Below are 17,782 nucleotides of genomic sequence, written 5' to 3' on the forward strand. Positions count from 1 at the left end.
GAGATCCGCCGTTCTTCGTTTCAGGCAGGCAACCCGCGCAGGTGCCGCCCCTATTCCCCGCGCCTGTGGTCGTGCACCGCTTCCACCGGGCCTCAGCGCGAACGGCTACGCGATCGACGGGCGTATTGTGTTGTGCGGCACAGATGGCCGGCCGAGGGAGAGACATGGGTCAGGGTGTGCACGTGCAAGAACTGCCGGGGATAGGCAAGCGGTACGACATCGACCTGGGCCGCAGCGATCAGCGCATTTCCGTCGTGGTCCGGTCGGGCGGCGTGCGCGATCTCTACGTCTTCGCCTCCGCCTCGGCCGAGCCGTCCGCGGTGATCGAGCTCAACGAGGAACAAGCTCGTAAAGTCGGTGCGGTACTCTCAGCCACGTTCTTCGAGGCATGACGGCCGCGGCGCTTCGCGGCCATCCGCACACACGGAGTCGATGCCGCGTACCGGCATGAGTCTTGACTTCGGTTCAAGGGGGCTACATGCACGTCGAACTGGTGGGCCTCGGCGCGGTGGTGCTGATCGCGGGTCTGCTGGCCCGCGCCGGGAGACGGGTCGGCCTGCCCACCGTGCCGTGTTACATGGTGGTCGGCATCTTGCTGGGCCCCGGAACCCCCGGGCCGGTGCTCATCGAGCACCCGGAAGATCTCGCTGTACTCGCCGCGCTCGGGCTGATTCTGCTGCTGTTCCACCTGGGCGTGGAGTTTCCGGTGGAACAGGTGCTCGGCAGCGGCCGCAAGCTGTTCCTCGCCGCGGGGTGTTACATCGGGCTGAACCTGTCGGCGGGTCTGGCCCTCGGATTCGCTCTCGGCTGGGGCGCTTCGGAGGCACTGGTCATCGCTGGCGCCGTCGGAATCTCGTCGTCGGCGATCGCCACCAAGCTGCTGATCGAACTGCACCGCCTGACCAACGCCGAGACCCCGGTGGTGCTGGGCATCATCGTCCTCGAGGACATCTTCCTCGCGTTCTACCTGGCCTTACTCTCGCCCATTCTGTCCGACTCGGAGACGGCGCTCGAACTGGTCCGTGATCTCGCGATCAGTTTCGGTTTCCTTCTCCTTCTCTTCGCCGTGGCCCGCTACGGTGCACGGTTCATCGGCACGCTCATCGGGAGCCGGGAAGACGAACTGCTCGCGGTCCTCGTCGTCGGTCTGGTCGTCCTGGTCGCCGGACTCTCGGAGGAGGTCGGCGTCTCCGACGCCATCGGCGCCCTGCTGATCGGGCTCGTGGTCTCCCAGACCAGGGTTCGCGAGCGGGTAGAGCGTTTGGTGCTGCCGTTGCGTGACGTCTTCGCCGCCGTGTTCTTCGTGGCCTTCGGGCTGAGCATCGACGTCGGCGACCTCGGTGCGGTGGCGGTCCCGGTGGCCGTCGCGGTGTTGATCACCCTCGTGGCCAATATCGCCTCAGGCATCGTCGCCGCGCGCCTGTTCGGCTTCAACCAGCGAGCTGCCGCCAATGTCGGGCTGACCATCCTCGGCCGCGGTGAATTCTCGCTCATCCTGGCGACTCTCGCGCTTGCCGCCGGACTCGACCCCCGGATCGGACCGTTCGTCGCTCTCTACGTGCTGACGCTGGCGATCGTCAGCCCGCTGCTCGCCGCGAACTCTCAGTACCTGGCGCGTATCCTGCCGGACTGGTTGCTGCATCCGGTGTGGCGGTACGTGCGTGAGGAGACCATCAGCACGTCCTGCACGCACCTCGACCAGATCAAGGTGACCGCCACCGACATCGACGTCTGCCCCCCATGTGTCGAGCTCGGCGACACCTGGGTGGAGCTGCGTCTGTGCGTCACCTGCGGTGAGGTCGGCTGCTGCGACGACTCACCGAACCGGCACGCCAGCACGCATGCCCGCGCCGAGCGGCACCCGATCACGCAATCGCTGGAACCCGGTGAGGACTGGCGATACTGCTTCGTCGACGAGACGCTGGTGCGCGCACCCATCGTGGCAGCACCGCACACGGAAAGCTCCTGACCGACGCCGCCCTTGGTCACCTGATCGTCGCTGTGCCGTCTGATCATCCGCTGTGGCGAAGATCAGATGTCGAACACCGCGGTTGATGCCCGGATGTGTCGCCTGATCTCATCTCACAGCGTGGACGCTAAACGATCAGGTGCCCGAACGGCCCCTGGGGGCGCAACTTCGTCATCTGATCCATCGGATCGGCGCCAGCCTCGGCGCTTCCGTTCCGCGTTCGATAACCCGGCTCGGCGGCGATATCGTTCCTGTCAGTGCTCGCGATCGGCATCGAGTGCTGCGGCAGCCGCGCTGTAGGCAGGTATCAGACGTGACGTCGCCTCCCACCAGTCCCCAAGCTGGCCACCACCCATATGTGCATCCAGCCGATCCAGATACGCCTCCCAGCCGGCCCCATAACCGATCTGGTCCGTAGGAATTCCCCGATGGTCTAGGGTCAGGATGGTGTGCTCGTCTTCGGACGCGAGCTCAGCCACCAGGATCGAATCGTCAGCACCGGCCCCGAAGGACCAGGTCACTTCCAGCCGCGACGGCGGCTGACAGTCGATCACCCTGCCATGCGAGACGTTGTCGTCGCCCTCCCCGAAGACGACGCCAAACTCGCCGCCCTGACGGAGATCGCCGGACACCTCGGCGAACCATCTCCGCAACCGCTCCGGCGTACTGATCGCATCCCAGACCTCACGCGTCGTGGCCACGTATCGGCGCTCGATCCGTACCGCCAGGCGCTCTCCGTCCAGCCTCAGCTCGCCAGCTATGGACGCCATGTCGAAGTCCTGCCTTTCAGTCGGGCCGCGCAGCCACGCGACCTACGCTTCATTCGTATTGTCCGCATGTTCGCTCGGCTTCACCGCACTGGCGTTCACGCCGGATTTCTCTCTCGCGCCCGCGTCGCGTCGTCCCCGGCGAATCTCCGTCTCCAGCGCGTCGAGCCGCTGACCCCAGAATCCGCGATACCGCTCCAGCCATTGATCAACCTCAACCAGCGGCGTCGGCCTCAACTCGTATACGCGCTGCTGCCCATGGACGACACTGGCCGCGAACCCGGATTCACGCAGCACTCTGAGATGCCGGGAGACGGCCGGTTGACTGATTCCGAACTCGCCCTGGACGGCAGCCACGATCTCGCCGGCTGTCCTTTCGCCGTCCGCCAGCAGGTCGAGGATCTGCCGACGAACCGGGTCGCCGAGGACGTCGAACGCGTGCATACAGCCCATCATTTACGCTCGTTGTTATATATGTCAAGCGTTATACGTCACGGGCCTCGTCGTACACCGCAGGCCCGTGTGGTCCGCCACACTCGAAGACCGCCGCGCGTTGACGGTCAGGCTTCGGCGTCGATGTTCAGTCCTCCGGCGATATGGCGCCCAGCGGCCCGGTGAGGAGCCCTCCATCCACAGGCAGCGTGACCCCCGTGATCCACGAAGCGTCGTCGGACGCCAGAAACGCGACCGCCGCCGCGATGTCCTCCGGCTCCCCGACGCGGTCGAGCGGATACATCCGCCGAAGGTTCTCGAGTTTGTCCAGACCCTGCTCATCCGTGGTCCAGACGCGGGTTCGAACCGTACCGGGCGCCACGGTGTTGAACCGGACCGATCGATGCTCGGACCCTGCGTGGCGAAGCGTTCGGCGGCCGTAGCGGACCGCGAGGTTACGGGTGAGGTTCTCCAGGCCCGCCTTCGCCGCGGAGTACGCCATGGAGCCGACAGCCGCCAGCCCGTTCACGGAGCTGATCGAGACCACGCTGCCACCCACGGATGAGGCAAGCAGATGCGGCAACGCCGTGTCGATACAACGCACCACGCCCTGCAGATTGAGGTTGGCTACCCGCAGCCAGCCGTCGTCGTCGAAATCATCGAATTCGGGTCCGTTGGCGCCGCCCGCCGTATTGACCAGCACGTCGAGTGCGCCGAAGCGATCCACCGCCGACGCCACGGCGGAACTGACCGAGCGGCGGTCCGTGACGTCACAGCGGACGGGGAACACCTGCGCTCCCCGGGCGTCGTCGCCGCCTCCGGCCGGTTCGCCGCCCTCGGCGTGAGCTACGTCATTCGCTACCCACGCCAGGTTCTCCTCGTCGACATCCGCGAGCACGACGGAGGCGCCCTCCGATCGCAACCGCAACGCAGTGGCCCGCCCGATTCCGTGTGCGGCACCCGTCACGAACGCCACCCGCCCCTCGAACCGATGCATGTGATTCCTTTCTCGTCCTGTGGCATGTCGTCGATAGGTGATCAACGCCGTTCTACTACCCCTATGGGGGTAGTAATCCGTCAATGATCGCAGGGCGATCCACGCGGCGGCCCACGTCCGATTCTTTCAAGACGGCGCACGCCCGTGCCGCCTACCGTGAGGAGCATGACACCACGTATCGCAGTCATCGAATTGGTCGTCGCGGACATGGGCAGGTCTCTCGCGTTCTATCGCAGGCTCGGCCTCGACATCCCGGACGAGGCCGATGCCCAGCCGCACGTCGAGGTCGGCCTGCCTGGTGGAATGCGGCTGGCCTGGGACACCGTCGAGACGATTCGCTCGTTCACGCCTGGCTACGAACAGCCGGGCGTCAGTCAGATCGCCCTCGCCTTCGAATGTGACGAGCCCACCGACGTCGACGCCCTGTACAAGGAGCTGGAGCAGGCCGGTTACGCGGGCGAGCGCCCTCCGTGGGATGCCTTCTGGGGCCAGCGCTACGCCACGGTGACCGATCCCGACGAGAACCACGTGGATCTGTTCGCCGCGTTGCCGAACACGAGCACGTGAGCCTCCGGGCCTACGCCGGCTGAGGTTCCGCGGTGTTCGCGGTAATCACGGAGCCGAAGGTGACGCCGGTCATCGCCTTGACCTCACGCGACATATGCGCTTGGTCGGCGTATCCGCTGGCGGCGGCCGCCTCCGCCGCGGAGCGGCCGGCGCGGCCAAGGTCCAGGGCCCGCTGAAGCCGGAGGATCCGGGCGAGTGTTTTAGGTCCGTATCCGAAGGCATCCAGGCAACGGCGGTGCAGCTGCCGTGAGCTGACACCGACGCTCCAGGCCACCTGGTCCACCCGCGTGCCGCGTCCGAGCAGCTCAACGACTCCGGCCGCGAGCGGATCCGGCGGATTCGCGTCCGACAGCCGGCGGAGGGCGACCCTCTCCAGCGCCTCAGCGGCGTCGCAACCTCGCAACAGGTCATCTCGTGCTGCCCTGACGTGCGCAGCCGGCCAGATCTGGCTGAGCGGGATTCGCTGGTTGCGTACTTCTCGTGCGGGCAGGCCGAGAACGCGCGGCCCCACCCCGGCGCCGAATCGCAGCCCCACATATGGGCGGGACGGTGCCCAGGACGCGCGGTGCGCCGAGTCATCCGGCCCGGCCACGAGCAGCTCGTCGTTCACCCAGAGCAGGTCCATACAGCCATCGGGCAGGACGAGGTGCTCCCGGGCCTGAGTGTCGACGCTTCCAGACCACGCGACGGCGTGGGCGATGACGGATGGCCGTTCCCTGTACACCCCTCCAGTGTGACAGTCGGCGGTGACATGCCCGTGTCGCCGACAACGAGTCACCAATTACGCCCAAAGGGGTTGTCAAGATCACGGTTATCGACAAAACTCATTTTCACGGCGGAGCCCAAATCGCACGTATCCGATAATGAGGAGGCACGGCGATGGCCTTGTTCCGGACCGCGCTCACAGTGATGGCCACCAGTCTCCTGGCAGTGGGGGTACTCAGCACCGTGCCGTCCACCGGTACCAGCGCACGATCCGCGCCGAACGACGCTCAGGTCTCCGCGGCTCAGTGCACACCCGATCCCGCAACCCCGAAGTCGCAGTTCCGAGCGATGTGGATCTCCTCGGTCTACAACATCGACTGGCCTAGCCGCACCGGGCTGAGCGCCAACGCGCAGCGAGCCGAACTCCGCTCCTGGCTCGATCTCGCCGAGCAGCGCAACATGAACGCCGTCGTGGTCCAGATCCGGCCTACGGCCGACGCCTTCTGGCCGTCGTCGTACGAGCCGTGGTCGCAATGGCTGACCGGCAGCCCCGGCGGAAACCCCGGTTACGATCCCCTGCAGTTCATGGTCGACGAGGCGCACAGCCGCGACATCGAATTCCATGCGTGGTTCAACCCGTACCGGGTGGCCACCCACACCAACCGGAACAATCTCGCGGCCAGCCATCCGGTACGGCAGAATCCGGGCTGGGCCTTCGCCTACAACGGCCAGCTCTATTACAACCCCGGGATTCCGGCGGTGCGCGATTTCGTCCAGGACGCGATGATGGACGCCGTCACCCGGTACGACATCGACGGCGTGCACTTCGACGACTACTTCTATCCCTATCCGGCCAGCGGGCAGCAGATCCCCGACCAGACCACCTACCAGCAGTACGGTGCGGGGTTCAGCAACATCGGCGACTGGCGGCGCAACAACGTCGATCTCCTCATCCAGGAGATGAGCCAGCGGATCTCGTCGGCCAAGGAGCACGTCAAGTTCGGCGTCAGCCCGTTCGGCATCTGGCGGAACAGCTCCACCGATCCCCGCGGCTCCGCCACCAGCGGGCTGCAGTCCTACGACGCCATCTACGCCGACACCCGCAAGTGGGTCACCGAGGGATGGCTGGACTACGTCACGCCGCAGATCTACTGGGAGATCGGCCACTCGGCCGCGAACTACTCGGTGCTGGTCCCGTGGTGGTCCGACCTGGTCAGCGGCACGGATGTCCAGCTCTACGTGGGCCAGGGCGCGTACAAGATCGGTGACGGCGGCGCGTGGAACAGCTCCGCGGAGCTGAGCAACCACCTCACCCTCAACCGCGACCATCCCGAGGTCAAGGGCGACGTCTACTTCAGCGCCAAGGACATCCGGGCCGACCGCCTGGGAGCCATTACCCGGCTGGCCGGCGACCACTACACGCGTCCGGCCATCACACCCGCAATGCCACATCTGGGTGGGGGCACGCCTGCGGCGCCGTCGATCACCGACGCCACCCGGACCGGAAGCGGAGTATCACTCACCATCGAAGGTGCGGCCACCTCCTACGCCGTGTACCGGATAGCCGGCGATGGAGCCGCGGACCCGTGTGACTTCGCGGACGCCTCCCACCTGCTCGGAACCGTCCGCGCGTCAGGCGGCAGCGCCGCGTTCATCGACACCACGGCTGCCTCACAGACCTACTCGTACTACGCCACCGCGCTGGATCGGACCCGCAACGAGAGTTCCGTGAGCGCGGCGGCCGTTGTCCCGGCCGGCTCCGGGGAGTCCTGGTCGGTGACCGTCGACAACGCCACGTCCGGGGCGTTCACCGCAAGCTCGAACTGGGGCTCCTCGTCCTGGTCCTCGCAGCGGTTCGGCATGGACTACCGATTCGCGAGCCCGGTCTCCTCGAGCGATGCCGCCTGGTTCCGTGCCGATGTGTCCACCACGGCCAGCTACCGGGTGGAGGTCTGGTATCCGGCCAACCCCGACTACAACAGCTCCGCTCCCCACATCGTCGCCACTACGAGCGGGAACCAGGTGGTCAACGTCGATCAGCGGTCGAACGGCGGCAGATGGGTGAACTTGGGCACGTTCCAGCTGGCGGCCGGTGAACGCAACGTCGTGGGCGTGAGCCGCTGGACATCCACGAGCGGCTATGTGATCGCCGACGCCGTCCGGCTCACCCGCCAGTAACCACCACTGGTGCGGGGCTTCAGGCTGCCGGCGCCACTCGCAATCCGGCCGCAACGGCTCCTTGGCGCGTCACTCCCGCTGTTCACTCACCAGGTCCGCCGCAGGGCCCGGCGGCGACGACCTACACTGTGCGGGATGTCCGGAACCGATCGCTACCGCACCATCGCTAGAGACGGTGCGGCCGAGGTCGAGGTCAAACGCTCGCGCTTCCGCTGCCGGCTTGCCCGGGTCGAGACCGAGGAGGCTGCCCGCGCTGTTGTGGAGGAGGCCCGCCGCACCTATTGGGACGCCCGGCACCATTGCTCGGCCTTCCGGCTGGGGCCTCGCGGCGAAGTGCAGCGCAGCAGCGACGACGGAGAGCCGTCGGGGACAGCGGGTGCGCCGATGCTGGACGTCCTGGCCCGCCGCGACGTGTCCGACGTGGTCGCCGTCGTCACCCGGTGGTTCGGCGGCACACTCCTCGGCACGGGCGGACTGGTCCGCGCCTACTCCGACGCCGTGGCCGCCGCATTGGACCACGTCGGCACCCGCGAGCGGCGCCTGATGCGGCGGCTCCAGGCGCGCGTCGGGCACGATACCGCAGGTCGGCTGGAAGGCACCGTCCGCAACGCAGCGATCACGGTCCACGGCGTAGAGTACCGGTCTGACCATGCCATCCTGTCCCTTGCCGTTCCGACGGAGTCCGTCGAACGGGCCCTGGCCGACCTCGCCGCCTGGAGCGCGGGATCTGCGGACGCGGAGCTTGGGGAGCTCGAATGGGTCGACGCCTGAAGCGCGACACCGAAACATCACCGGCGCTCGTCCACCCGTGATGCTGGGGGAAAGGCCCGTCGATAGTCGCTGGGAGATATTCCGATCTGCTTGAGGAAGTGGTGACGCAGGTTATTTGCGGTGCCGAGGCCGCTCAGCGCTGCGATCCGCTCCACGGAGAGGTCGGTGGACTCCAGCAGGGTCTGTGCCTTGGTGAGGCGCTGGTTGAGCAGCCACTGCAGTGGGGTTGTCCCGGTGGCTGACTGGAGGCGCCGATAGAAGGTCCTCGGGCTCACAGCCGCGCGCCGGGCCAAGTCGTCGATCGTGAGTGGCTCGTCGAGGCGCGCCCGCGCCCAGTCCAGCACCGGGACCAAGCTCTGGTCGTCGGTGGCGGGCACGGACAGGTCGATGAATTGAGCTTGGCCGCCCTGCCGGTGCGCCGGCACCACCAATCGGCGGGCGAGCTGATTGGCGATTCCCGCACCCAGGTCGCGGCGGACCAAGTGCAGGCAGAGGTCGAGCCCAGCAGTCATCCCGGCGCTGGTGAGCACATCGCCATCGTCCACATAGAGCACCGAGTCGTCCACCTGAACCTTCGGGTATCGCTCGGCCAACTGGGCAGTATGCATCCAGTGCGCGGTGGCGCGGCGGCCGTCCAGCAGCCCTGCCTCAGCGAGCGCGAAGGCGCCGACACAGAGCGAAACCATCCGTGCCCCCGCATCATGAGCACGACGCAGGGCGGTGACCATGTCGGTCGGCACCGGCCGCCCGCCCTCGATGACATCGTCCGGCACCCATGAGACGATCACCGTGTCAGCGCCGACGAGCCCCTCTAGTCCGTGCTGACTCCGCAGGGCGAAGCCGGGGACGGCCCGCGATCGCTGCTCGGCTCCGCACAATCGCAGCTCATACCAGGGATCGGCCAGGTCCGGTTGCGGCATGCCGAAGACCGTGGCAGGGATGCTCAGCTCGTACATATCTAATACCCCGACCTCGTCGGGCACCACCAAGGCAACGGAACCAGTACTCATGAACGCCATCGTATGGCAGGAATTTGGTGGTAATGGTCGCCACTGTCACTGGTTGGGCGTGAGATACACGGCAAGCATGGAGGCATGACCCCACCGAAACCGATCACAGTCATAGGCCTCGGCAACCTGGGAAGCGCTCTCGCCGAGACGTTCCTTCGTCACGGCCACCCCACAACGGTCTGGAATCGCTCGTCCGCCAAGGCGGAGCCGCTGGTCGCCAAGGGCGCCGTGAGAACGGATACCGCAGCCGAGGCGGTCACCGCCAGTGAACTCGTGCTCGTCACTTTGCTGGATCCACCGGCCGCGCGTGAGGTACTCGCCGGGGCGGCGGAGGCCGTCCGCGGGCACGCGCTGGTTAATCTCACCTCAGGCGGTCCAGAAGACGCCCGGGAACTCGCCACCTGGGCTGCTGAGCACCGGGCCGAGTACCTCCATGGAGCCGTGTATGCGATACCCCAGACGATCGGCACCGCAGAGTCGTCGATCAACTACAGCGGTTCGGCAGACGTCCATGAGCAGTGGAAGGCCGAGCTGGCCATCCTGGGAAAGGGCACCTACCTCGGCGTCGACGCCGGCCGTGCCTCCGGCTACGACGTCGCCGTCCTCGCCGGGATGTACGGCATGCTCGGCGGTTTCCTGCACGCGACGGCGATGGCCACGGCCGCCGGAGTCAGCGCGAGCGAACTCACCCCGATGCTGGTCTCCTGGCTGACCGACTCTTTTCCGGCGCTACCCACGTTCGCCACGGAGATCGACGAAGGTGACTACGCCACCGACGAATCCAGCCTGGCGATGAACCAAGCCGGCCTCGCCACCATCATCCGAGCCAGCCAATCACAGGGCATCCCCGCTTCCACGCTCGTCCCTCTCAAGGAGATGATCGATCAGCAGATCGATGCCGGCCACGGCGCGGACAGCCTCGCACGCGCCGTAGAATCGCTCAGGAACAGCGCATGAGCACGGCACTTCTCAGGTTCGCCGGTTTGGAAGCCGAGTTCAATGCATACGTCGGAGCCATCAACTACGCCACGATGGTCACAGTCGACGCCGAGAACCGCCCACGCACTCGCGTTCTCATTCCCGTGTGGGAGAACGTGGAGGGAGTCCCGCTCGGGTGGCTGGCCACCTATCGGACTCCGGTCAAGACGGCGCACATCGCGGCCAACCCACACACTAATTTCTCTTACTGGGCGCCCGGGAACAACTCGGTGGCTGTCGACGCCGTCGCCCGGTGGGACAATGCGTTGCCGACCAAGGAGCACGTGTGGAACCTCTACCGCAAGACAAGCCCCCGCGGCGCCGGTTATCACCTCGGCAACTTCTGGAAGGCACCCTCGGATCCACAGCTGCACGTGCTGCGCCTCACGCCTTGGCGCATCCAGGTGATTCGCGGCGCCGATCTGCGTAGCCGGATCTGGCGTGCCAGCGCACCGTAGAAACACCAGTCAAAGACCACGCAACGTCCTGCAAGGTTCGGGTCAGGGCGCTCGCCTTGCGGGGCGTTGTGTGATGTCGTGCAGCCGTTCGACAAGCCGAGCGACAACGGCCCCTGCCTCCGGCTGCGCCACGCCGAGCACAGACGTGGGCGTCCGGTCGATCTCCTCCAGCACCCGGGCGAGCGTTCTCAGCTGCGCGTGTGCCAGGACCGGGTCGAACCAATGCCAGCCACCGTCCGCAGCCTCGGCGGTGAGATACGTGGGCCCCGGCACGAGCGAGATGGTGGGTATGCCCGCCCGGAACAGGCCGGCGCCCTCGCCGAAGTAGACTCCGTTCGCCGGCCGGAGAGTCACCGGGCGCCGGGGACGCTGCAGCCGTGATGCCGCCTGATAGATGCGCTCCATCTCCGGGTTTCCGGTGTAGACGAGCTCGTGTGCGGGAGCACCCGTGGGCCGGTACGACGAGCGCCCCCGCCGGTCGTTCCACTCTCTGGCTCCTAGATGCTCGACGGTGACCCCGGCTACGGCCCGCCGATGGCCGCCGGCACCGTCCCAGAGGTCGTGGTGTGCCTCCAACCAGGTGCTGCACGCCTGCCCGAGCGGGTCGACCGCGAGATCAGGGATCCGGAAATGGCCACTGACGAAGACGAAGACATGTCCGCGCCGCCAGCGCCGGCGCCCGTCGCGCAGGGCATGCCTGGCGAGTCCGAGCAACGCGAGGCCGCCGTTCTCCTCGACGAGGTTCGGGCCGTCGGTGTGTGTGTTCACCACGACAATCTCATCCGCCGTGGCAGGGTCAGCGCCCGCGACCTCGACCCAGATGGAATGCGTCACCGCGTCCTCGGCGACATCGGCGTCGAGCACCACGGTGGCACGGCGGCCATTTCGCGCCGCGTCCAGCAACTCGTCGCCGGTGGCGCCGTCAACCCACAGCGCGGGGCAATCGTGGTACGGCGTGGTGAACGGCAGCACCTGCCCGGAGGCGTTTTCGGCCGACACACCCCGCCACACGCACACCACAGCCCGCACACCCGCCTCACGGGCGGCAGCTAGATCAGGGGCCCGCAGGAACGACGCGGCCACGGGGTTGGTGATGGTCAACGGCAGGTGTCCCGAACGGCGACGCAGGAACGCCGTGGGAATCCGCGGTACGGGAACGTCCACCACGGCGATCCGGCCCGATGCGTCGGTGAATGTACCGGGCGCCTTGCCGCAGTACACCAGCTCACCGGTCACACCGTCGGCAGGAGTTTCACCGGAATACGGGAACGGCGAAGTGACAGCGAGGCGTTGCGACGCCTCACCCCCCATCCACAGCTCCCAGCGACGAGGCTCCCAGCGCCGGAACCGCAGCTCGTCGCGGTGAACGTGCAGACCCATGGCTTCGAGCCGGCCGCTCACGCTGTCGACGAACTCCTGATGCGCGGCGGTGCCGGTCAGCCGGGAGCCGAGCCGAGCCAGCTCGTCGTTCCAGCGGGTGAACTCTTCTCGGTCCGGCAAGCTCCCCATCGCACCAACGTGCCCTTCTGCGGCGATCTCATGCACCTCACCGGGAACTCGCCAGCCCGGGCGCGGACGAGGACCGGCGGAGGCAGGTCAAGCCATACGTGGTGGAACAGAATATCGCGATCTTACGGGTACTTATGTACCCATGACTCGTGAATTCGATACTCAAAGACAGCTTAAGTATCGATATCGACTCGGCTGCCTTCGACAGTCCGGATCACATCAGGCGCGATGTAGAAGCGTGGATTGAGATGTCCCTCAACCGGAGCGAGGATTCCCTCTTTCACCAGTCTCTCGATGTGTTGAGCTGCAGCGCGCCGCGTCACGCCGAGCACACGTTGAGCCACCGGTACCGTCAACGCAGGCACCCGGAAGAGTTCATCCACTAGACGGCCGGGAAGGGCGGACGACCTGGCTGTCATCACCCGCGTTCGATACGCATCCCCCTCGATGATCAGGGCAACGCCACAGAGACGTACTTGGTCTCCAGGAACTCCTCGATGCCCTCGAAGCCGCCCTCTCGTCCGATACCACTGGCTTTGACGCCGCCGAACGGTGCCGCCACGTTGGACACGATGCCCGCGTTCAGCCCCACCATGCCGGTCTCCAAGCGTTCGCACACCCTCAACGCACGCTGCAGGTCTCGCGTATACACGTAGCTCACCAGGCCGAACTCGGTGTCGTTCGCCTGCGCCAGGGCGTCGTCCTCGCTCTTGAAGGTGGTGATCGGTGCCACCGGGCCGAACACCTCCTCAGCCAGGATCCGCGCACCAGCCGGCACACCAGTGACCACGGTGGGCTCGAAGAAGTACCCGGCGTCGCCGACGCGCGAACCACCGGTCAGGACACGACCCCCCCGTTCCACGGCGTCGGCCAGAAGGGTCTCTACCGTCCCCCGCTGCTCGGCGCTGATCAAGGGCCCGACGTCCACGCCGTCGTCGGTGCCGCGGCCTACCCGCAACGCGGACAGCCGCTCAGCCAGCCTGGTGGCGAACTCGTCCGCCACGGATTCGTGGACGTGGAACCGGTTGGCCGCGGTGCACGCCTCACCGACGTTGCGTAGCTTGGCCGTCACCGCGCCCTCGACAGCGGCGTCCAGGTCGGCGTCGTCGAAGATCAGGAACGGCGCGTTGCCGCCCAGCTCCATCGAGACCCGGAGTACCTGTTCAGCGGATTGTTCGATGAGCTTGCGACCCACTCCGGTGGATCCGGTGAAGGACAGCTTCCGTAGCCGCGGGTCTCGGATGAGCGGCTCCGCCAGCGCACCACTGGAAGAGGTCGGGACGACGTTGAGCACGCCCTCCGGGAGCCCGGCCTCTTCCATGATGGACGCGAGGGCGAGCATGGACAAGGGCGTCTCGGCGGCGGGCTTCACCACCATGGTGCAGCCGGCAGCGACGGCAGGGCCGATCTTGCGAGTTCCCATGGCCATCGGGAAGTTCCACGGTGTGATGAACAGGCTAGGGCCCACCGGCTGCTTCATCGTCAGGACGCGGCTGCCGCCTGTCGGCGCCATCGAGTACCGGCCGGAGACGCGGACCGCCTCCTCGGCGAACCAGCGGAAGAACTCAGCCGCGTAGGTCACCTCGGAGCGTGACTCCGCGACGGACTTGCCCATCTCCAGTGTCATCACCAGGGCGAGGTCGTCGATGCGTTGGGTGATGAGCTCGAAGGCACCACGAAGTATCTCGCCGCGTTCACGTGGAGGTGTGTCTCCCCAGGATTGCTGCGCTTCGGCAGCGGCGGTCAACGCATCCTTGCCGTCCTCCGGCGTAGCGTCGGCCACCGTGGTGAGCATCTTGCCGGTGGACGGGTCGGTGACGTCGAAACGCGTCCCCGACGACGAGTCACGCCATGATCCGCCGATGAACAAGCCCGTCGGGACATTGCTCAGCACTGCCTGCTCTCGATCGGACACCGATCTCATCCCCTTCGGTCCACGTCACTGTCTTCTCAACGCTACGCATCAGCCAGGCTACGCCCACCATCGTGGCCATCCTGCACCCTCTGACAGGGTGGGAGCCATGGCTGAAGACACTCATCGATCCGTGTCCATCGAGCGCGTGGCGTCCCGGCAGTACGTCGCCACCAATCCCCGCGGCGGCAAGCTCATCTTCGGTGAAGGGAACGACAACGAGTTCACGCCCGTGGAACTCCTGCTCACCGCCCTGGCCGGCTGCTCTGCCATCGATGTCGATTTCATCACCACGCGGCGGGCCGACCCTGATTCCTTCGAGGTCGAGGCCACCGGCGACAAGATCCGCGACGAGTCCGGCAACCGGATGGAGAACCTCGAGCTCGCCTTCCGGGTCCGGTTCCCCGACGGCGACGACGGTGACGCGGCGCGCAAGGTCCTGCCGGATGCGATCGCGAAATCCCGTGATCGCCTCTGTACAGTGAGCCGAACCGTCGAGGTCGCCACTCCGGTAGCCATCAGGAGCGAGTAACTGCGGCGTCCGAGGCTTCGGCGGCCGCGAAGATCCGCTCGATCACCTTCATGTTCGCCACCGCATCCCCCGGCGGCGTCGGCACCGGCCATCCGTTGCGGATGGCGGACGCGAACAGCTCACCCTGAATCCCGTACTGATCCGCAGCCGGGATTTCGATCACCTCGGTCTCCGGTGCCTCCGGCGGGTTGCCGCCGGCTGTGTGGATGATCCTGGTCGGCATCCGCGGCGGGATGTTGAACGGGATCTCCACCAACAGACGGCCCTCAGTGCCCAGCAGGTGCACCCGCTGGTCCCGCTCCAGCTGGGTAGAGCAGATGAACGTCGCATGCCGGCCGTTGAAGTCCAGGAGCGCCGATGTCAGAACGTCGGTGCCGAACACCGGGTCGCGCCGGACCATGGCCTGCACAGCGGTCGGCTCGGCGTCGAACATCATCCGGGCGACGTTCACTGGGTAGCAGCCGATGTCCATCAACGCGCCGCCGCCCAGCTCGGGGATGTTGCGGATGTTGGCCGGATCTGTGTTGTGGTACGAGAAGATCGCCTCGACAGCCGTCAGTTCACCGATCCGGCCTTCCGCGACGAGTTCACGGGCGCGGACCCACAACGGATGGTGGCGGTACATGAACGCCTCCATCAGCAGGACTCCCGCCTCACGGCAGCCAGCCACCATCGTCTGGGCCTCGTGCGCGGTCATGGCCAGCGGCTTCTCACACAGCACATGCTTGCCTGCGGCAGCGGCCTTGAGCGTCCACTCGGCGTGCAGATTGTTCGGCAACGGGATATAGACGGCTTCGATCTCCGGATCGTCCAGCAGCGCCTGGTAGGAGCCGTACGTGCGCGCGATACCGAGCTGAGCCGCGACCTCGTCCGCACGCTCGAGGTTTCTCGACGCGATCCCGGCGATCTCGCAGTTGGCCGCTTGCCGCATTCCGGGGATCACCTTGTTCACGGCGATCGACGCGCAGCCGAGTACGCCCCAACGGACCGGTTCAGCCATGGTCATCGCTTCTTTCGTACGTTGTCAGCGTCGTCTCCGGCCAACGCTATCGGTGCTCGCTGACATCGTCCCTGCCGGTGGTCGCCGGGTGCGGACCACCGGCGGCAGCTGGTCAGCTCGGTCCCGGACCCTGGTCAGCACGGCCGGTATCGGTTACGGTGATCGCCAATCATTCGGCAGGTGGGGAGATCTGCTCGAGAGCGCGCTCGAAGCACTGCTCGCCACCACGCTGCAAGGAATCGGAGCCCGGCGAAGCGACTGGCTCGCCGGCCTGGTGGCGACGGTGGGCGATGCATTGCGCACCCGTCATCGCCTGGCCCTGATCTACGCCCGGGCCTGGGAACCGGGAGTGCGGGAGCATGTGATCGAGCCGTACCGGCTGACCAAGACCCGCCGCGGCTGGGAGCTCGACGCCGGCCTTCCCGACGAGCGGGTAGGCACATTCCTCTTGTCCGGAATTCGCTCGGCAACGCTGCTCGACGAGATGTTCGACCGGCCGCCGGACGTGGACGCGCGTATCGCCCGCAACCGCGACGTCACTGCCGTGGACGTTGTGGTGCCACAGGACGATCGTTGGGTGGTGGAACGCTTCGCCGAGTCTGTCGAGGTGATCCACGAAGACGAGGGCGAGGTCCGGCTCCGGGCGCATCTCCTGCCCCCGGTGGAACACCGGCTCGGGCTGCTGCTGGTGGTCGCTGGTCCGCGCGCATTCGTGGTGACACCCACCCACCTGCGAGATGTCGGCGTGGATCTGGCGCGCGAGCTGCTGAGCCATCACGCGGACGGCGCCGACGGCCGGTAACGGCACCTCATCGCTTCACCGCTCTGAGACAGGCCTACCCGAGCGCTGCGCACGACCGTGCTGAGCGGAAGCGCTGTGTGTCCCTACAGGCAACTGGCGACGTTGTCCGGGTTCCGGGTCCGACCGGACAGTGTCAGACCCAAATGGCAGAATCGAACACATGATCTAACCGGGATCTGGGGCGGGACTGCACGGACTAGCCTCCGCGCAGTCCCTAGTTCCCCAACCTGAAAAGGGAGGCAGGGACCATGCCGAACAACTTACCCCACCACTCTCTGACGAGCACGGCCGTCAGGGAGGACGAGCACTGGTTCGTGACGTGTGATCAGTACCCGTCGGTCCACTCCTCGGCGAGGCTTCTGACCCACGCCCGCGAAGACCAGAGACTACGCATCGCGGCGCACCTCGACGTGCCCGCGTCCACCGTGAGCGTCGAGGTCCGGGCACGCCTGCCTACCGAGACCGCCCAGCGCATCGATCGCGCGCAGAACCTGCGCGGTACGGCGTCGTGGGCCAACGGCACCGCCGCGAAGGAGCTGCGCGAAGCGGCCCGCACCCTAGTGGAGATGAACCTGTCGCTGCGAGACGTCGGAACCATCCTCGGCGTCTCTCATCAGCGCGCTCACCAGATCATTCACCCGAAGCCGCGGACTCGCCGGAGGGGGTGAACCCATTGGAGAGGATCCCCGGCATCGCTACTACCGACCGGCGCTGCCGGGGATCTATGATCACCAGTGCCGCTTGACACGGACATCGGCGGGACTATGCTTCAACTCCAATAGCGAAACACGTATTTTAAGGAATGAAGGACTGATCTTGGCAAGGTTGGTGGGCCATGAAGATCGATAGCTATCCTTGCTACGGCTGTGCCGGCGGTGCCCCCCGGTGGCGTAGCCCCCGGCTGGGATGGCTCTGCCTCACCTGCTTCTCCGAGAAGAGCGAGCCCGCGGTCCGCGTCGTCACCGACTCGGAGGACGACGCTGAGCCCACCTGCGACGGTCTACCCGTCGTTCGGGGCGAGAACGGCTCGGCATGGACGCTGGTCGTCTACGGACACAAGGCGGCAGCTCCCGTCGAAATCCTGCCCCTGGGCGACAAACTCGACGCCGAAGAAGCAGTAGACGAGGCCAAATGGATCCTGGACAAGAGGTCCCGGCAGCAGACGGCGTAGCGGCCCCAGCACGCACAACCGCAA

At 66.5% G+C, this 17,782-nt stretch carries 19 protein-coding genes; 11 read left to right on the forward strand and 8 right to left on the reverse strand.

What is annotated here, in order from left to right; genetic code table 11:
• The first annotated feature begins 164 nt into the window (after window positions 1-164).
• Together G1H11_RS05245 and G1H11_RS05250 are read left to right on the forward strand one after the other, a co-directional pair.
• A complete protein-coding gene (locus G1H11_RS05245; RefSeq protein ID WP_163816693.1) occupies window positions 165-392 on the forward strand; it encodes a cation:proton antiporter regulatory subunit in 228 nt (75 codons plus the stop codon).
• 86 nt (window positions 393-478) lie between these two features.
• Window positions 479-1,969 (forward strand): cation:proton antiporter domain-containing protein, encoded by a 1,491-nt coding sequence (locus tag G1H11_RS05250; protein WP_163816695.1) that lies wholly within the window; start codon window positions 479-481, stop codon window positions 1,967-1,969.
• A 254-nt stretch (window positions 1,970-2,223) separates the two neighbouring features.
• On the opposite strand, the gene G1H11_RS05255 is transcribed toward G1H11_RS05250, so the two are convergent.
• The 3 genes from G1H11_RS05255 to G1H11_RS05265 form a co-directional block, all read right to left on the reverse strand.
• Window positions 2,224-2,739: an SRPBCC family protein gene (locus tag G1H11_RS05255; RefSeq protein ID WP_163816696.1), complete on the reverse strand. Its 516-nt coding sequence runs from the start codon at window positions 2,737-2,739 to the stop codon at window positions 2,224-2,226.
• 42 nt (window positions 2,740-2,781) lie between these two features.
• On the reverse strand, window positions 2,782-3,180 hold the full coding sequence (locus tag G1H11_RS05260) for an ArsR/SmtB family transcription factor (RefSeq protein WP_163816697.1): 399 nt from the start codon (window positions 3,178-3,180) through the stop codon (window positions 2,782-2,784).
• Between the two features lie 136 nt (window positions 3,181-3,316).
• On the reverse strand, window positions 3,317-4,165 hold the full coding sequence (locus tag G1H11_RS05265; RefSeq protein ID WP_163816698.1) for an SDR family NAD(P)-dependent oxidoreductase: 849 nt from the start codon (window positions 4,163-4,165) through the stop codon (window positions 3,317-3,319).
• Between the two features lie 165 nt (window positions 4,166-4,330).
• Between G1H11_RS05265 and G1H11_RS05270 the strand changes: the two genes are divergently transcribed.
• Window positions 4,331-4,732: a VOC family protein gene (locus tag G1H11_RS05270; protein ID WP_163816699.1), complete on the forward strand. Its 402-nt coding sequence runs from the start codon at window positions 4,331-4,333 to the stop codon at window positions 4,730-4,732.
• 10 nt (window positions 4,733-4,742) lie between these two features.
• Here G1H11_RS05270 and G1H11_RS05275 read toward each other — a convergent pair whose 3' ends face one another.
• Complete coding sequence (locus G1H11_RS05275; RefSeq protein WP_163816700.1) at window positions 4,743-5,456, reverse strand: helix-turn-helix domain-containing protein; 714 nt, start codon at window positions 5,454-5,456, stop codon at window positions 4,743-4,745.
• A 155-nt stretch (window positions 5,457-5,611) separates the two neighbouring features.
• On the opposite strand from G1H11_RS05275, the gene G1H11_RS05280 reads away from it, so the two are divergent.
• Together G1H11_RS05280 and G1H11_RS05285 are read left to right on the forward strand one after the other, a co-directional pair.
• Window positions 5,612-7,615 carry a family 10 glycosylhydrolase gene (locus G1H11_RS05280; protein ID WP_216843465.1) on the forward strand — a complete coding sequence of 668 codons (2,004 nt, stop codon included), beginning with the start codon at window positions 5,612-5,614 and terminating at the stop codon, window positions 7,613-7,615.
• Between the two features lie 135 nt (window positions 7,616-7,750).
• A complete protein-coding gene (locus G1H11_RS05285; protein WP_163816702.1) occupies window positions 7,751-8,386 on the forward strand; it encodes a YigZ family protein in 636 nt (211 codons plus the stop codon).
• A 17-nt stretch (window positions 8,387-8,403) separates the two neighbouring features.
• Here G1H11_RS05285 and G1H11_RS05290 read toward each other — a convergent pair whose 3' ends face one another.
• Complete coding sequence (locus G1H11_RS05290; RefSeq protein WP_163816704.1) at window positions 8,404-9,396, reverse strand: GlxA family transcriptional regulator; 993 nt, start codon at window positions 9,394-9,396, stop codon at window positions 8,404-8,406.
• An 84-nt stretch (window positions 9,397-9,480) separates the two neighbouring features.
• Between G1H11_RS05290 and G1H11_RS05295 the strand changes: the two genes are divergently transcribed.
• Window positions 9,481-10,353 carry an NAD(P)-dependent oxidoreductase gene (locus G1H11_RS05295; protein WP_163816707.1) on the forward strand — a complete coding sequence of 291 codons (873 nt, stop codon included), beginning with the start codon at window positions 9,481-9,483 and terminating at the stop codon, window positions 10,351-10,353.
• Entirely contained in the window at window positions 10,350-10,832 is a 483-nt protein-coding gene (locus G1H11_RS05300) for a pyridoxamine 5'-phosphate oxidase family protein (protein ID WP_163816709.1), read from the forward strand. The genes G1H11_RS05295 and G1H11_RS05300 overlap by 4 nt, the downstream gene beginning before the upstream one ends.
• A 42-nt stretch (window positions 10,833-10,874) precedes the next feature.
• On the opposite strand, the gene G1H11_RS05305 is transcribed toward G1H11_RS05300, so the two are convergent.
• Both G1H11_RS05305 and G1H11_RS05310 read right to left on the reverse strand, forming a co-directional pair.
• Window positions 10,875-12,341 (reverse strand): hypothetical protein, encoded by a 1,467-nt coding sequence (locus G1H11_RS05305; RefSeq protein ID WP_163816711.1) that lies wholly within the window; start codon window positions 12,339-12,341, stop codon window positions 10,875-10,877.
• A 451-nt stretch (window positions 12,342-12,792) separates the two neighbouring features.
• The gene (locus tag G1H11_RS05310) at window positions 12,793-14,265 is read right to left on the reverse strand and encodes an NAD-dependent succinate-semialdehyde dehydrogenase (RefSeq protein ID WP_163816713.1); all 1,473 of its coding nucleotides are present in this window, start codon (window positions 14,263-14,265) and stop codon (window positions 12,793-12,795) included.
• A gap of 97 nt (window positions 14,266-14,362) precedes the next feature.
• Between G1H11_RS05310 and G1H11_RS05315 the strand changes: the two genes are divergently transcribed.
• Window positions 14,363-14,785, forward strand: a complete 423-nt coding sequence (locus tag G1H11_RS05315) for an OsmC family protein (protein ID WP_163816714.1) — start codon at window positions 14,363-14,365, stop codon at window positions 14,783-14,785.
• Here the strand turns inward: G1H11_RS05315 and G1H11_RS05320 are convergent.
• On the reverse strand, window positions 14,772-15,785 hold the full coding sequence (locus tag G1H11_RS05320) for a Gfo/Idh/MocA family protein (protein WP_163816716.1): 1,014 nt from the start codon (window positions 15,783-15,785) through the stop codon (window positions 14,772-14,774). The genes G1H11_RS05315 and G1H11_RS05320 overlap by 14 nt on opposite strands.
• Window positions 15,786-15,837: 52 nt before the next feature.
• Between G1H11_RS05320 and G1H11_RS05325 the strand changes: the two genes are divergently transcribed.
• The 3 genes from G1H11_RS05325 to G1H11_RS05335 all read left to right on the forward strand — a co-directional run bounded on the left by G1H11_RS05325 (window position 15,838) and on the right by G1H11_RS05335 (window position 17,758).
• A complete protein-coding gene (locus G1H11_RS05325) occupies window positions 15,838-16,587 on the forward strand; it encodes a WYL domain-containing protein (RefSeq protein ID WP_163816718.1) in 750 nt (249 codons plus the stop codon).
• Between the two features lie 248 nt (window positions 16,588-16,835).
• On the forward strand, window positions 16,836-17,255 hold the full coding sequence (locus tag G1H11_RS05330) for a hypothetical protein (RefSeq protein ID WP_163816720.1): 420 nt from the start codon (window positions 16,836-16,838) through the stop codon (window positions 17,253-17,255).
• Between the two features lie 167 nt (window positions 17,256-17,422).
• Window positions 17,423-17,758 carry a hypothetical protein gene (locus G1H11_RS05335; RefSeq protein WP_163816722.1) on the forward strand — a complete coding sequence of 112 codons (336 nt, stop codon included), beginning with the start codon at window positions 17,423-17,425 and terminating at the stop codon, window positions 17,756-17,758.
• The last annotated feature ends 24 nt before the right edge of the window (window positions 17,759-17,782 follow it).

Source organism: Phytoactinopolyspora alkaliphila (genome assembly GCF_010550695.1).
GTDB lineage: Bacteria > Actinomycetota > Actinomycetes > Jiangellales > Jiangellaceae > Phytoactinopolyspora > Phytoactinopolyspora alkaliphila.

Excerpts from the sequence above, each read along its gene's own strand:
- G1H11_RS05255 (WP_163816696.1), bottom strand. The coding sequence starts at position 2,739 with ATGGCGTCCATAGCTGGCGAGCTGAGGCTGGACGGAGAGCGCCTGGCG.
- G1H11_RS05280 (WP_216843465.1), top strand. The coding sequence starts at position 5,612 with ATGGCCTTGTTCCGGACCGCGCTCACAGTGATGGCCACCAGTCTCCTG.
- G1H11_RS05300 (WP_163816709.1), top strand. The coding sequence starts at position 10,350 with ATGAGCACGGCACTTCTCAGGTTCGCCGGTTTGGAAGCCGAGTTCAAT.
- G1H11_RS05260 (WP_163816697.1), bottom strand. The coding sequence starts at position 3,180 with ATGCACGCGTTCGACGTCCTCGGCGACCCGGTTCGTCGGCAGATCCTC.
- G1H11_RS05250 (WP_163816695.1), top strand. The coding sequence starts at position 479 with ATGCACGTCGAACTGGTGGGCCTCGGCGCGGTGGTGCTGATCGCGGGT.
- G1H11_RS05330 (WP_163816720.1), top strand. The coding sequence starts at position 16,836 with ATGCCGAACAACTTACCCCACCACTCTCTGACGAGCACGGCCGTCAGG.
- G1H11_RS05305 (WP_163816711.1), bottom strand. The coding sequence starts at position 12,341 with ATGGGGAGCTTGCCGGACCGAGAAGAGTTCACCCGCTGGAACGACGAG.
- G1H11_RS05290 (WP_163816704.1), bottom strand. The coding sequence starts at position 9,396 with ATGAGTACTGGTTCCGTTGCCTTGGTGGTGCCCGACGAGGTCGGGGTA.
- G1H11_RS05295 (WP_163816707.1), top strand. The coding sequence starts at position 9,481 with ATGACCCCACCGAAACCGATCACAGTCATAGGCCTCGGCAACCTGGGA.
- G1H11_RS05270 (WP_163816699.1), top strand. The coding sequence starts at position 4,331 with ATGACACCACGTATCGCAGTCATCGAATTGGTCGTCGCGGACATGGGC.
- G1H11_RS05245 (WP_163816693.1), top strand. The coding sequence starts at position 165 with ATGGGTCAGGGTGTGCACGTGCAAGAACTGCCGGGGATAGGCAAGCGG.
- G1H11_RS05285 (WP_163816702.1), top strand. The coding sequence starts at position 7,751 with ATGTCCGGAACCGATCGCTACCGCACCATCGCTAGAGACGGTGCGGCC.
- G1H11_RS05335 (WP_163816722.1), top strand. The coding sequence starts at position 17,423 with ATGAAGATCGATAGCTATCCTTGCTACGGCTGTGCCGGCGGTGCCCCC.
- G1H11_RS05315 (WP_163816714.1), top strand. The coding sequence starts at position 14,363 with ATGGCTGAAGACACTCATCGATCCGTGTCCATCGAGCGCGTGGCGTCC.
- G1H11_RS05310 (WP_163816713.1), bottom strand. The coding sequence starts at position 14,265 with ATGAGATCGGTGTCCGATCGAGAGCAGGCAGTGCTGAGCAATGTCCCG.
- G1H11_RS05265 (WP_163816698.1), bottom strand. The coding sequence starts at position 4,165 with ATGCATCGGTTCGAGGGGCGGGTGGCGTTCGTGACGGGTGCCGCACAC.
- G1H11_RS05320 (WP_163816716.1), bottom strand. The coding sequence starts at position 15,785 with ATGGCTGAACCGGTCCGTTGGGGCGTACTCGGCTGCGCGTCGATCGCC.